10 protein-coding genes and 2 pseudogenes are annotated in these 13,242 nt (G+C 61.8%); 8 read left to right on the plus strand and 4 right to left on the minus strand.

The window, feature by feature from the left end; all coding sequences use genetic code 11:
- Positions 1-417: 417 nt before the first annotated feature.
- The gene (locus tag HFO71_RS34650; RefSeq protein ID WP_168257883.1) at positions 418-1,530 is read right to left on the minus strand and encodes a Fic family protein; all 1,113 of its coding nucleotides are present in this window, start codon (positions 1,528-1,530) and stop codon (positions 418-420) included.
- Positions 1,531-1,667: 137 nt separating this feature from the next.
- Positions 1,668-1,865: pseudogene (locus HFO71_RS34655) on the minus strand (transposase); the annotation flags it as partial.
- Between HFO71_RS34655 and HFO71_RS34660 the strand changes: the two are divergent.
- Positions 1,865-2,104: pseudogene (locus HFO71_RS34660) on the plus strand (Lrp/AsnC ligand binding domain-containing protein); the annotation flags it as partial. The pseudogenes HFO71_RS34655 and HFO71_RS34660 overlap by 1 nt on opposite strands.
- A gap of 87 nt (positions 2,105-2,191) precedes the next feature.
- Here HFO71_RS34660 and HFO71_RS34665 read toward each other — a convergent pair.
- On the minus strand, positions 2,192-3,157 hold the full coding sequence (locus HFO71_RS34665; RefSeq protein WP_221989058.1) for an AraC family transcriptional regulator: 966 nt from the start codon (positions 3,155-3,157) through the stop codon (positions 2,192-2,194).
- A gap of 116 nt (positions 3,158-3,273) precedes the next feature.
- On the opposite strand from HFO71_RS34665, the gene HFO71_RS34670 reads away from it, so the two are divergent.
- From HFO71_RS34670 to HFO71_RS34700, 7 genes are all read left to right on the plus strand, one after another.
- The gene (locus HFO71_RS34670) at positions 3,274-3,741 is read left to right on the plus strand and encodes a DUF6152 family protein (protein ID WP_077976715.1); all 468 of its coding nucleotides are present in this window, start codon (positions 3,274-3,276) and stop codon (positions 3,739-3,741) included.
- An 83-nt stretch (positions 3,742-3,824) separates the two neighbouring features.
- Positions 3,825-4,205 carry a hypothetical protein gene (locus HFO71_RS34675; RefSeq protein ID WP_245007091.1) on the plus strand — a complete coding sequence of 127 codons (381 nt, stop codon included), beginning with the start codon at positions 3,825-3,827 and terminating at the stop codon, positions 4,203-4,205.
- Between the two features lie 12 nt (positions 4,206-4,217).
- Entirely contained in the window at positions 4,218-5,123 is a 906-nt protein-coding gene (locus tag HFO71_RS34680; protein ID WP_221989059.1) for an SDR family oxidoreductase, read from the plus strand.
- A gap of 226 nt (positions 5,124-5,349) precedes the next feature.
- Entirely contained in the window at positions 5,350-5,922 is a 573-nt protein-coding gene (locus tag HFO71_RS34685) for a (2Fe-2S)-binding protein (protein WP_131642924.1), read from the plus strand.
- Between the two features lie 3 nt (positions 5,923-5,925).
- Positions 5,926-6,930, plus strand: coding sequence for an FAD binding domain-containing protein (locus tag HFO71_RS34690; protein WP_077976719.1), 1,005 nt, complete (start codon positions 5,926-5,928; stop codon positions 6,928-6,930).
- Positions 6,927-9,083, plus strand: a complete 2,157-nt coding sequence (locus HFO71_RS34695; RefSeq protein ID WP_221989060.1) for a xanthine dehydrogenase family protein molybdopterin-binding subunit — start codon at positions 6,927-6,929, stop codon at positions 9,081-9,083. Before HFO71_RS34690 ends, HFO71_RS34695 begins: the two co-directional genes overlap by 4 nt.
- Positions 9,084-9,093: 10 nt before the next feature.
- Entirely contained in the window at positions 9,094-11,265 is a 2,172-nt protein-coding gene (locus HFO71_RS34700; protein ID WP_221989061.1) for a xanthine dehydrogenase family protein molybdopterin-binding subunit, read from the plus strand.
- Positions 11,266-12,173: 908 nt separating this feature from the next.
- On the opposite strand, the gene HFO71_RS34705 is transcribed toward HFO71_RS34700, so the two are convergent.
- Entirely contained in the window at positions 12,174-13,025 is an 852-nt protein-coding gene (locus HFO71_RS34705) for an SDR family oxidoreductase (RefSeq protein WP_077976723.1), read from the minus strand.
- Positions 13,026-13,242: the final 217 nt, after the last annotated feature.

Below are 13,242 nucleotides of genomic sequence, written 5' to 3' on the forward strand. Positions count from 1 at the left end.
CAAGCGTGGTCGCGTTTTCAGCTATAGACGGTATCTCGCGATCCTTAGTGAAGGCACCGATCCTCTTCCCGCAGCAGTTTGAAAACCAACCAATTCACCGGTCTGCGGTTCGAGTCCCATCAAGGCGGTCACTTAGTTGATGTCAATGGCTTGTCACAGCTAATCGACCGCTGCTCGACGGATTCGAAGAGGAGCGGGAATGTTATCGCCAGAGGTTGGCGGAGTACCCGCGGCGGCTTTCCTCCTACCAGTCGCGGCAGGCTGACAACTTTGCCTTTGCTGACGACCCGGCTGAGAAGCGTGGGAAGTTTGCGTGAGGTGGAGGAGGCCCTGGCGAAATCCGCCTGTGATGACACTGAGGCGCAGAGTATTGCTGCCTGATTCACTTTTGCTGACGCAACGCCTCGGCCAGCTCGCCTATGTTTCGGTTGCGAGATTCAGCCGGTAGCGCGTCGCCTTGCGCTCGCCGGTGCGCAGCAGTGCGCCCTTCTCGACCAGGTCGGCTAGATCGCGGGTTATAGTCGAGGGCGGAGCGCCTGTGATCGTGGCGTAGTTGCCGGCGCTCAAACCCCCGGTGAAACCTTCAGGACCCTCGGCGAGCATGCGAAGAAGGACCTTCTCCTGTCGCTCGTTCAGCGCGCCACGCAACCTATCCATAAGCCGTGTCTTTTCGATCAGGAAGCGGACCAATTCGTCCGCGGAATACTGGGCTTCGAGCGCCCGATCCGCGAACCATGAGAGCCAGTCATCGATAACGAGCGTGGAGCTCGCCGCCTCCAGCATCGCGTAATAGTCCCTGCGGTGTTTCAGCAGCGATTTCGATAATGCGCTGAAAGTCGGAGTCGAGATCGCTCGTGCAAGTGCGCTTTCGGCGATCGCACGGCCGATACGGCCGTTGCCGTCCTCGAAAGGGTGGATGCTCTCGAACCACAGATGCGCGATGCCGGCGCGGGTGACGGCAGCAAGCGGGTGCGCCCCTTCCGGAGAGGTGTGTTCAAGCCATTCGAGAAGCCGGCTCATCTCGACTGCCAAGCGCTCGGATGGAGGTGCTTCGAAGTGTATGCGCTGGCGGCCGAAAGCGCCGGAGACGATCTGCATCGGTTCGTCATGACGGCGATAGCTGCCGATGTCGGCGATGTCCCGGCGGCCATTCATCACCATCCGGTGCCATTCGAACAGCCGCTCCTCGGTGATGGGGTCAAGTGGGTGGCGGTAGAGGTCTGCCATCATCTCTGCAATGCCTGCCTCTGCCGGACTGCTGCGGAGAGGTGCCGCAGACAGTCCGAGTTGCCGCCGAAGGGACGATTGAACGCTGTCACGGTCGAGGACTTCCCCCTCGATGGCTGATGTGCTCAAAGCATCGGAGCTGAGAAGCTCGATCACGACGTCCTCGCGATCGTTCTTCCCGAGATGGCGCATGGTGCCGACCGCGATAGCTGCATTCTCCATGGATGCCAGCTCCCTCTCCCGCAGAAGCTCAGGGTTCCACTCGAACTTCGGCCACCCCGCCAATTCCCAATTCCACGCCATGGGCGATAAACTCCATATTATCGCCCACAATGCCGCAATAATCTGAGCGATAAAAGCAATTTTTTTCGCTCATCACGCCGAGGGCTGTTAATCGGCGTCCAAAATTGGCTTTGACGCAGTTTTGGTGGTGATGGATTTTATCCCGCGCCTATGACGCGGGCCTGGAGGAGGTCAATCTTTCCGCGGCCATACATCTGGCGTTTCGCCAATTTGAGCTTGTTGATCTGCCCTTCGGTCTGGCCATTCGACCATGGCGACGTGATCGCGGCGCTGACGGCTGCACGGTCCTTGACGACGCCGTTCGCGAAGGACGCGACCAAGCCTGTTCGACAACGCGATGGTGCGCATCCGGCCGCTCCCCGGCAAACTGCACCTCGTCGAACGGCTCATTCAGGAGCGTCCGGAATTTGTCGAATGCGACAAGATCACCGGCGATGATCCATTCCTTGCTCGTCTGGTAGTCCATACGATCGAGCAGATGGACGACGTCCTCGAAGCGCTCTCAGAACACGCCGTCACCAGCACGGCCGTCATCAAGGGAACGTCCGTCAAACGACGCTTGCCGCCCCTGTAGCAAAAATCAGGATTTCTGCGAAAGCCGGGCAGACGGCATTTCGCCCGGCTTCGGGGCCTTGGGACCCGCACGGGAGTATCATTCGATTCAGCCGCGAAGCCTTCTGTGGGTATCGCGGCCGGTCTGAGCGGCCTGAAGCGGAAGCCTAGTCTTACTTTTGTTCAGATAGTCCCTTGGCGTGCAGCCCATCACGCGCTTGAACGCGCTGGTGAAGGCACTCTCGGATGCATAGCCGAGCGCGGGTGCGATCGCCGAAACCGATCGTCCAACCTCCAGTTCCTCGCCGGCCAGAAGCATCCTCCAGCGGGTCAGGTATTCCAAAGGTGTTTCACCGGCCGCTTCCCTGAACCGCTGCGCGAAGACCGATCGCGACATTCCGGCCTCTGCAGCAAGTTCCTGCAAGGTCCAGCGCTCCGCAGGATTGGCATGCATTGCCGATATCGCCGCGCACAGACGGGTGTCAGTTAGTGCTGCAAACCAGCCGGGCTCATGAACACCTTCCAGCAGATGGAGGCGCAGCGCTTGAACCAGCATCATGTGGGCCAGCTGTTGCGCAATCAACGCGCCGCCAGGCTGACCATCGCGAAGTTCCTCACGCATCCTCGCCACTGACCAGCGCAATGCCGCCTGATCCACATCCTTTCGAATATGCACAATCGGTGGCATCATCTTCAGAAGCATGCCTGCGTGCCGTCCCGCCACGGTAAAGCGACTCCCCACGAGGAGCAGGTCACGGCCATCATTCAGCGTGACGGTGCCACCTGGCAGGGCGGGAGGGAACACGGCCTTCGAATCCATCGGCGAGAGCGTCAAATCGCTGGCAAGGCGAAACGGACGTCCACTTGGGAGGACGAAGCAATCTCCAGCTTCAAGCCTGACCCGCTCACCGATCCCGTCCACCGCCAGCCAACATCCGCCAGCCTCGACAGCGTAGCATTTGATCACGTCGTCCTGGAGCGAAAAATGAAGCGACCACTCGCCGCCGGCCCTGAAACCGGACGACACATAGCTGCGCGTTCTGAGTAGCGACAAGACTTCAGAAAGTGGATCCATACGAATTCCGGACGATCGCGACGATATCGCGGACGGTAGGGCATGGATCGTGCTGCATCAAGCCTCTACGTTTGCATCGACTAGGACAGAAACATCTGTTGCCGATGGAGCGTAATATGTTTCCTATGACTCATTTGAGGCATACTGCAGCCGTCGTCCTTGCCAGCGGACTAGCAGGCAGCGCGCTCGCGCATCATGGGATTACCGGCCGCTACGATGCCTCCAGGCCAATACTCATTTCCGGCATCGTCACGGCAACGACCTTCTCGCCGCCGCACCCCGTTCTTTCCGTCCGTGTCGAGCAAGCAAAGGTCGCTGACGGGCAACTCGGCCGTCCGGACGAGTATTTTGGACCGGTATCAGCTCGTCCCGAGGACCTCGGACAGGTCCGTGAGGTCGAACTTTCTCCGGTCCGCATGTTTTACGACCTCGAAGCTAAGGTAAAGCCCGGTGATCGCGTCACACTGGTTGCGCTTCGCAACTGCCTTCCCCCGCATCAGTTGCGCAGCACCTGGATACGGCTGAGGGACGGGGAGATGCTATCCTACTCCAGAGACTGGGCGCCGGGAGTGGACGGATGCTAGCCTTGATGTTTCAAGAGATCGAGAACCTTGGCGTTGTTCGGCTGATCGTTGCGGTGCCGTGGGTCTATCCTGTGGTTTCGGCCTTGCACATCATCGGCATAGGGACCCTGCTGGGCTCGATCGTCGCGGTCGACCTGCGGCTGTTGCGGATTCTTGGCCCGCAATTCGATGCGGCCTTGCCGGCGCTGGTGAGGATGGCGCTCTGCGGCTTTGCTTTGGCAGCGACGACCGGGCTGTTGCTGCTATCGGTGCGGATTGCGAACTACGCGGAAAATCCGGTTTTCCTCATCAAGATGATGATCATTGCGGCAGCCGGCGGCAACGCGCTGCTTCTGCGGCAGGCGGGGCTGGGCGTTAATCTCGCGGTCCTGGTTGGAAGGCGAGCCGCGCGCTTCTCAGGTGCCGTATCGCTGTGTTTCTGGGTCAGCGCCGTCTTCGCCGGCCGCTGGATTGCCTTCAGTTAAAGGAAGATTGCTATGCGTATCTTGGTGACCGGCGCAGCAGGTTTTGTCGGCTCGGCTGTGGTGAAGGATCTGGTCGGTGCCGGACATCGGGTAATCGGACTAGTCCGGTCCGCCGCCGCGGCCGGAATGCTGGCGACCCTCGGGGCGGAAGCCTATGCGGCCGATCTGCGCGAGCGAGACAGCCTGCGGGCGGCGCTGGCTCGGGCTGACGGCGTTATACATACCGCCTTCAATCACGACTTTTCGCAGTTCCGCGCGAACTGCGAAGCCGATCGCGATGTCATCGAATTTCTCGGTGGAGAACTTACCGGCTCGGATAGGCCACTCATCGTCACGTCGGCAATCGGCGTCTTGCCCAAGCACGGGCTCGTTACGGAAGCCACGGACGCTGTTCCTCTGTCCGACGCAGCCGCCAATCCGCGCGCTGCTTCGGAAATTGCCGCCGATGCGGTGGCCGAGCTGGGGGTGCCGGTCTCGATCGTCCGTCTGCCGCCGAGTGTTCATGGCGAAGGGGATCGTGCGTTCGTGCCAACTCTCATCGATATCGCACGGGCAAAGGGATTTTCGGCCTATGTCGGCAACGGCGAGAACCGGTGGCCCGCCGTCCATCGCTGCGACGCGGCCCGGCTCTATCGATTGGCGGCCGAGAGGGCGTCGACCCATGCGCGCTTCCACGCAGTTGCCGAGCAAGGCATTCCCTTGCGGAATATCGCGACCGCAATCGGCACCGGTCTGGACCTTCCGGTCGCACCGATCGACGCAGAAGCCGCGCTTAACCATTTCGGCTGGTTCAATCACTTCGCGGCGATGGACATCCGTGCATCCAGTGCCGAAACGCGCCGCAATCTGGGCTGGTCGCCAGGCGGCTCCACGCTTTTGGAAGATCTCGCTGCAGGGGTTTATTTTGGCGGGAGTTAGCCCGCGCCGATCGGTGCTGCCAAATCTGATAGCGCCGACGGGAGAATTCAATCGGTTGTCCTACGGGCTCTTATCCCAACACGTCACCTGCTCAGAGGAAAGAACCGTCCGAGCAATGCAGATTCTGCCGCAACACTTCCAATCGAGAGGAGCAACAATGTGCAATGATCCTGACGTCGCGCCGGAGATCCCGGACAACCAACTCCTCGTATCACGGCGAGATGCGATGATCGCAAGCGTCGCGGTTGTCGCCGCCAGCCATTTCGCAGACTCCGCTCGCGCTCAAAGCGGGCCTCGCCAAGCTGCTTTGCCCGTCTCTGCGGATCAGGCGCTCATAATTCGCACGTCGGTTAACGGCCAAACGGTGGAGCTTACGGTTGATGCGAGGACCTCCCTTCTCGACTTGCTTCGCGAACGGCTTGCGCTGACGGGGGCAAAGAAGGGCTGCGACCACGGGCAGTGCGGTGCGTGCACTGTTCACATAGACGGCCGCCGTGTCGCCTCCTGCTTGACGCTGGCAGCCAAAGTCGATGGCCGGGAAGTGCTCACAATCGAGGGCCTTGCCGAAGGCGACACGCTACACCCGATGCAGCAGGCGTTCATCGATCACGATGCGCTTCAATGCGGCTACTGCACGCCTGGTCAGATCATGGCTGCGGTGGCGTGCGTCGCCGAGGGCAACGCTACGTCACGCGAACGAATCCGTGAATATATGAGCGGCAACATTTGTCGCTGCGGCGCCTATGTCGGCATCGTCGCTGCCATTGAAGATGCTGCTGCCAAGATGGGAAGGGGCTGAAAAATGCGCCCATTCACCTACATCCGTCCGGCAACACCTCAAGAAGCAGTCGGTGCTTTCGCCGAAGCCGGCGAAGGTGCACGCTTCATTGCCGGCGGCACCACGCTTTACGATCTTATGAAGCTTATGATCGAGCGGCCGAACTATCTGATCGACGTGACCGCTGTCCAGGGGCTGGACCGGATCGAAACGGTCGGCGATAGGCTTCGCTTTGGGGCGAACGCAGCGATGAGCGCCGTTGCAGAGGATCCCGTCGTCGGGCGCGACTATCCGGTTCTGTCGGAGGCTCTGGCGAAGGCGGCCTCCCAGCAGCTTCGCAATATGGCGACCGTCGGCGGCAATCTCCTCCAGCGTACGCGCTGCATGTACTTCCGCAACGGTGGGGGTGGGATTTATCCCTGCAACAAGCGCGAAGCGGGCAGTGGCTGTGCTGCTATCGGAGGGCTCGATCGCGGCCAAGCGGTTCTCGGAACCAGCCAGGCCTGCACCGCCGTCTCGCCGGGGGACTGGCCGGTGGCCCTTGTCGCGATGGATGCCTCCATCGAGCTTTTGGGACCGGCTGGTTCACGTTCGCTGCCCGTCGGCGATCTCTATCGATTGCCGGGCGATACCCCGCATCTTGAATTTACCCTCGGGCCCGGCGAGATGATAACTGCAATCACGGTGCCGAAGACGCCGGCCGGCCGCCTGTCGACCTACCATAAGATCAGGGATCGGGAATCCTACGCCTTCGCGCTCACTTCAGCTGCGGTAGCGCTGGAGATGAGCGGTGATCGGGTGGAGGGGGCGCGGATCGCGCTTGGCGGCGTGGCAACGCGGCCGTGGCGCACATCCGAGGCCGAAGAGGTTCTGATCGGCCATCGGCTCACGCCGGAACTCGCGCTCGCTGCCGGCCAAGCCGCCTTCCGTGATGCGCGACCCGGGCGGCATAACAGCTTCAAGACAGAGCTCGGCGCCCGCACCATTGCTGATGCCCTTATCATTGCCGCCGGAAGAGGTCGCACATGAGTACCACCGCTTTTCCCGATCGCGCCCGCGTCGATGCTCTTGCCAAAGTGCGGGGAGAGGCAAGATTTGCGGCCGACCTGGTGCTTCCCCGAACGCTTTACGCGATGACTGTCCCGGCCACCATCGCCAAAGGCAGCTTATCCTCGCTGCCCGTTGATGCGGCGCTCCGCGTGCCGGGCGTCGTCCGTGTCCTAACCCCTGAAGATTTTCCGGCACCTCCGCCGTTCAGCGAAGATGGTCCCCCGCCGCCGCCTCCGACCCTGGAAACAACCATCGCCTACCGCGGCCAGCCGATCGCGTTGGTCATCGCTGAAACGCTGGAAGCTGCGATTGAAGGCGCTGAGGTAATCCGCCCGACCTACGTGGCGGAGGCGTTTGCCTGCGTGATGGAAAGCGCCGGCGCGCGGCGTCAGCCTGCGGATGAAGTCGCATTCGGGGACGCTCCAGCAGCCCTTTCCGGTGCGGCGGCGACGGTAGAGTCGACTTACAATTCTCCCACGCAGCATCACAACCCTCTTGAGCTCATCGCGACGGTTGCACTCTGGGAAGATGGCGCGTTGTTGATCCACGAATCGACCCAGGCCAGTTCACTCGTCAAAGGTGCCGTCGCAGGGGCATTGCGGCTGGATCCAGCCCTCGTCCATGTGCGCGGCGCAACTACGGGCGGCAGTTTTGGGCAAAAGGCCGTGCAACGGCAGACAGCGCTTGTTGCGCGTGCCGCGATTCTGACGGGCCGGCCGGTCAAGCTCGTGCAGCCGCGGGCCCAGATATTTCATACCGCCACCTACCGGGCTCGTACGCGGCATCAGATCCGCATAGGTGCGGACGCGGACGGAACGATTGTCGGTGTGCAGCATCACGTCGAACAGGAGCAGTCGCCAAACGGATATTTCGCTGTCCCCGAATATCACCGGGACGTAATCCGGATGTATGGCATTCGAAACTATCTGGGGACCGGCGCCGATATCCGGCTTGATCGCCAGGATTCAGGCTACATGCGCGGCACGCATCCCCAGCCTGCATTCTTCGCGTTCGAAAGTGCAATCGACGAACTTGCCCATAAGACGAACCGCGATCCGGTCGAATTTCGGTTGGCGAATGACACACGCGTTGATCCGCAGAATGGCCATCCCCTGTCCTCGAGGTTCTTGAACGAATGCTTGAAGGAAGGTGCGCGGCGCTTCGGTTGGTCGCGGCGCTCGCCGGTGCCGGGGTCGATGACCGCGGCTGACGGCAGCCTGATCGGATGGGGCATGGCCTGCGGTATCTACCAGTCGGCGACGACACCGGCGATCGCGACGCTCAGGATCGACGCGCGCGGCCATACCCGCTTTGCCATCTCCGGTCACGAAATGGGCCAGGGCATGCGGACGGCCATCGCGTCGGTGCTGCTTCAGGACCTGGATATCGACCCCGAAAGGCTGGAAATCGCGCTCGGTGACACGAGGGCAGCGCCACAGCACATGACCGCCGGATCCTGGGGCACCAATAGCGTCGTGCCGGCGGCCATGCAGGCGGCGCAGCGGATGCGGGCTGCCGTCGCGGACCTGCTGGACGGCCGGCAGATCTCGGGAAACCTTCACCGGAAGCTCGCAAGCATCCGCCGTCCCTTCCTGCAGGTTGAGGTGACGACCGTGGGACCGGGCCAGGATCAGGCCGCGCTGGAGACCTTGCGTCAGGGCGGCTTTGCCGTCGCCGAATCTGTTTATCCGGAATTCTCGACCTTCAGCTACAGCGCCCATTTTCTGGAGGTGCGCATCGAGCCGCGCACCCGGCGCATTCGGGTGCCGCGCGTGGTGAGCATCGCCGACTGCGGCCGGGTGATAAGCCCGCGTACCGCGCGGAGCCAGGTGTACGGCGGTGTGATCTGGGGCTTGAGCCACGCCTTGCGCGAAGCGACTGAGATCGACCCGCGCTACGGCGGCTACCTCAATGAAGACCTGGCCGATTATGTCGTGCCCGTGAATGCCGACATCGGCGAGATTGAGATCGGCCTGATCGACCAGCCGGACCCCCTCTCAAATCCTGCCGGGGTCAAGGGACTGGGCCAGGTCTCGATGGTGGGCATTTCGGCGGCCGTCGCCAACGCCGTCTTCCATGCGACTGGCAGACGAATACGCGAGTTGCCGATCCGCATCGAACATCTGCTTTAGGGAGAACCTCATGACCACCACACCGTTCAAGGACCGGGCGAGAATTGACGCTGTTGACAAGGTTCGGGGCGCAACGGCCTATGCCGCCGACATTCCCGTGCCGGGAATGCTGTACGCAATGCTCGTACCATCGTTGGTGGCCAAAGGCCGTATCGCGACCCTCCACGTCGAAGACGCCGTCAGTGTGCCGGGCGTGGTGCGTATACTGACGCCAGATGATTTTCCGCCGCCACCGGAGCCGGTGCGCTTCCCCAACGCTGACGCGCCTCCGACCCTTCATCGAGACATCGCCTTCCGTGGCCAGCCGATCGCGCTGGTTGTCGCCGAGACGTTGGAGGCGGCGACGGAGGGAGCTGAGCGCGTGGCGGCGACATTCGAGACACAGCCGTTTGCGGCCACCAAGCGCAGCGCGCTCGCAGTCCGCGAGGAGGCGCGGCCAACCGCTTTCGGCGATGCTGAAGCCGCTCTGGCGCAAGCTACCATGACGGTGGATGTCGAATACGAATCACCAGCCCAGCATCACAATCCGATCGAGCTGATTTCGACGACCGCTGTCTGGACGGATGGCCGGCTGACCATCTATGAAGGGACCCAGTTCGCCAGTGGGATCAAGGAGGTTGTTGCGCGGATCCTGCGGATCGACCCGGGTATTGTCGACGTTAAAAGCCCGTCGGTCGGCGGAGCATTCGGTCAAAAGGGCTGGGTACAGCAGCAAACGGCCATCATCGCCCGGGCAGCAATGTTGCTCGGACGGCCAGTCAAGCTGGTCACCCCGCGGGGGCAGATATTTCACCTTGCCAAGTTCCGGCCGAACAGCACGCACCGCATCAGGCTTGGAGCCGATGCTGCGGGAAAAATGACGGGCGTACATTATGTCGCCGATCAGCAGCAGTCCCGCCGAGGTACCTTTCCGCCCGATTATCATGCTGGCCCCACACGCTTGTACGGCATTCGAAACTATTATGGCGGCGGCGTGGACTACAGGATCGACACCCAACCTCCCGGGCATATGCGCGCACCACACGAGCATCCGGCGTGCTTCGCCTTTGAATGCGCAGTTGACGAATTGGCGTATGGCCTTGGCGCGGACCCGGTCGATTTTCGCATCGCCAACGATACCCGCGTCGATCCCCAGAACGGCCGGCCACTGTCGTCCCGTCATCTCAATGAATGCCTCAGCCGCGGCGCCCAACGTTTTGGCTGGTCGAAACGCACGCCCAAGCCCGGATCCATGCGGGCGGCGGACGGCTCGCTGGTCGGCTGGGGTGTTGCGAGCGGCATCTATCCCGCCCTGGTCACCGCAACCGTGGCGACGCTTCGCATCAGCGCAGACGGTACGACACGTTTCGCGACAACGCATCACGAATTCGGCCAGGGTATCAAGACTGCGATTGGTGCCGTACTGCTCGACGGTCTGGAGATAGACGCGGCAAAGCTCGACATTGTCCTTGGCGACACCACCGTTGCTCCCCAGCAGATCACTGCCGGGTCCTGGGGAACATTCAGCGTGGTGCCGACTGCAGCACTCGCTGTCGAGCGGATGCGCGCCGCGATATCCGAACTGCTCGCAGGCAGGCAGTTTTCCGGAACCATTCATCAGCAGCTCGCCGCCATACGCCGCCCGTTTTTAACTGTTGACGTTTCGCTGCTCGGACCCGGTCAGGATGCTGCAGCACTGGAACGGTTGCGCAGGGGGCAATATGCGATCGCCGGTCCGACCTTTCCCGAATTTACAGCAATGAGCTACATTGCCCATTTTGTTGAGGTCCAGGTCGAGCCGACCACCCGGCGCATCAGGATGCCGCGCGTGGTGAGTGTCGCCGATTGCGGGCGCGTGGTCAGCCCGCGCACTGCGGTCAGTCAGGTGCGTGGTGGCGTCGTGTGGGCCTTCGGCGCAGCACTTCGTGAGGCAACCGAAGTCGATCCGCGCTTCGGCGGTTTCCTTAACAATGATCTGGTGGATTACGTGGTGCCGGTGAACGCCGATATTGGGGAGATCGAGGTCGACTTCATCAATGAACCCGACCCGGTGGCAAATAGCGTAGGGGTGAAGGGACTGGGCGAGGTGGCGATGGTCGGCGCATCGGCAGCTATCGTGAATGCAATCTTTCATGCAACCGGCAAGCGGCTGCGAAAATTGCCGGTTCGGATCGAGCATCTCCTGCGGGTTCCGATTCCATAGAGGTGGCAATAATCAAGTGGGGTCGCGGCACCAAACGTGAAGCGGCAGCGACTGTCATATTTTTGTCTAGCTCGCGTCGAAAGTGGTTGGCCCGGCCCCTTGTGCGGATAGCCGCCATCCAAACTCCAGCAATCGCCTCCTTCAGAAGCTACGGCAATCTGCCAGCTTCGATGCCTCCAGTCACATGACATGTTCGCTGTCCCGGTGTCTGTCGTGCACGCCAATGCGCCTTTGCGGCGCCTACGAGCGCATATTTAGGCGAGGGCTGGCATATCCCAAGGAGGGGGCTGCTCAACCGCCCCAAGCTGCGACGGGGATAATTCTGCTCAGACCGGAGAGGGGCCGCCGCGGAAGTATTTGCGACCTTGCCGCGGACGGTGCCTTAAATGAACTGCGAGCTGTTAGTCCGGACGGTTGGCGCCCTCATAACAGTCGCCGCTGTCGAACGGGCGACGATCATCGCGGGTGGTCTCGCCAAACACCGACTGCGCGCTCAGGCTCCCGCAAACGTATGTCAAATCTAACGAAACAGGTTGATTTATACGCCTCTATCCGCTCGGCGAGCCCGTACGGTATCATCGGCATGGAGCACTCTGGCAGTAAAACGGCAAAGCGACTCACGGAGCCATAGGCGTTGATCATGGCCGCGAATGCAGTCGCCGGGTCGAAGGCCATAAGCTTCGCCTCGGCTCGTTGCTATGGGGATGGGGCCACCAAAGGGGTCTAGGTTCCGGAAACGGTCTTCGGTGGCTTGGAGATCGCTGGCTGATGGGGTATCCAGCGATCTCCTTTCCGGATCTTCGAGACCGGGCAGTGGTCCTCTGATCCGATCTCGATTGCATTCAGCCTGCGCCGTCGGGGACGGCGCTTGGCAGCTTCGGCGGCACGGGCAAGCCGGTTGCTCTCCCTTAGCCTAGGCCGCCGTTCGCGAATAGATTCTGACCATCGATCCAGGCACCTTCCTGAGAGCAAAGAAGAGCAATCACGCTGGCGATGTCATCCGGCAGTCCCAGGCGACCGAGCGGCGTCTGCTCGGGAATTCCTCGGAGTGCTTCTTCTCCGTGTTGACGGAGGAGTTGCGTGTCGACTGCGCCGGGAGCTACAGAGTTGACCGAGATGTTGCGGCCGGCTAGTTCCTTCGCGAGGACGCTGGAAAAGAGCACCTGGACGCTTTTTGTGGCCGCATACGCGCCAGTTGCCGGGGGCGGCGTCTTTATGATGCTCGAACTGAGGCTGATGATCCGGCCGCCGTCACGCGTACGCCGCGCCGCCTCGCGCAGAACGTTGAAGCTGCCTTTTACGTTGGTGGCCATCATTCGATCGAATGCCACGTCGGTCATTTGACCAAAGGGGCCGACATTCATGATCCCGGCATTGTTCACCACCACATCAACCCCGCCGAAGGCTTCGTCATTGGCATCAAAGAGCGCCTTGACCGCCGCGGGATCAGCCACGTCCGCTTGGCGAACGATGGCGCGACCGCCAGCCGCCTCGATGTCGGCCACGACCTGGCCGGCCAGATCGCGGTTGGTGAGATAGTTCACGGTCACGGCGTAGCCGTCCTGCGCCAGACGCTTAGCGGTAGCGGCGCCGATGCCCCGCGACGATCCGGTCACAACCGCAGCCCGACCGGCGCCAGGCAGGGTGCCGGTGCCGGCGGTGGACGTCTGCGCCGAGGCCGCGCTCGTCAGGGCGAGAGCCGCCGGCGCCGCGGCGGCGAGGGCCATGAACGTGCGGCGGGAGCTATCAGTATCGGACATTTCAAAAGTCTCCTTTGTTGAGGCTGTTACAAGACTTGCTCGGCAAGGCTGCGCTGACGTCTCGCACGGTGCGCGCCACGCCCGGTTATCTGCGTGGGCGGAAATACCGTTAATGTTGTGGAAGCGGCGACGCTTTGACTTGCGTTCAGCAGGGCGAATGAGACTGGCCTGCTTCCCTGGACGCCGGTCATTTACGTATTTGAACATCTATTGACCG

The sequence above is a fragment of the Rhizobium laguerreae genome, assembly GCF_019778565.1.
GTDB classification, from domain to species: domain Bacteria; phylum Pseudomonadota; class Alphaproteobacteria; order Rhizobiales; family Rhizobiaceae; genus Rhizobium; species Rhizobium laguerreae.

Bases quoted from the DNA above. Each gene is read 5' to 3' on its own strand.
- HFO71_RS34650 (WP_168257883.1), bottom strand. From the start codon at position 1,530: ATGGCGTGGAATTGGGAATTGGCGGGGTGGCCGAAGTTCGAGTGGAAC.
- HFO71_RS34665 (WP_221989058.1), bottom strand. From the start codon at position 3,157: ATGGATCCACTTTCTGAAGTCTTGTCGCTACTCAGAACGCGCAGCTAT.
- HFO71_RS34670 (WP_077976715.1), top strand. From the start codon at position 3,274: ATGTTTCCTATGACTCATTTGAGGCATACTGCAGCCGTCGTCCTTGCC.
- HFO71_RS34680 (WP_221989059.1), top strand. From the start codon at position 4,218: ATGCGTATCTTGGTGACCGGCGCAGCAGGTTTTGTCGGCTCGGCTGTG.
- HFO71_RS34685 (WP_131642924.1), top strand. From the start codon at position 5,350: ATGATCGCAAGCGTCGCGGTTGTCGCCGCCAGCCATTTCGCAGACTCC.
- HFO71_RS34690 (WP_077976719.1), top strand. From the start codon at position 5,926: ATGCGCCCATTCACCTACATCCGTCCGGCAACACCTCAAGAAGCAGTC.
- HFO71_RS34695 (WP_221989060.1), top strand. From the start codon at position 6,927: ATGAGTACCACCGCTTTTCCCGATCGCGCCCGCGTCGATGCTCTTGCC.
- HFO71_RS34700 (WP_221989061.1), top strand. From the start codon at position 9,094: ATGACCACCACACCGTTCAAGGACCGGGCGAGAATTGACGCTGTTGAC.
- HFO71_RS34705 (WP_077976723.1), bottom strand. From the start codon at position 13,025: ATGTCCGATACTGATAGCTCCCGCCGCACGTTCATGGCCCTCGCCGCC.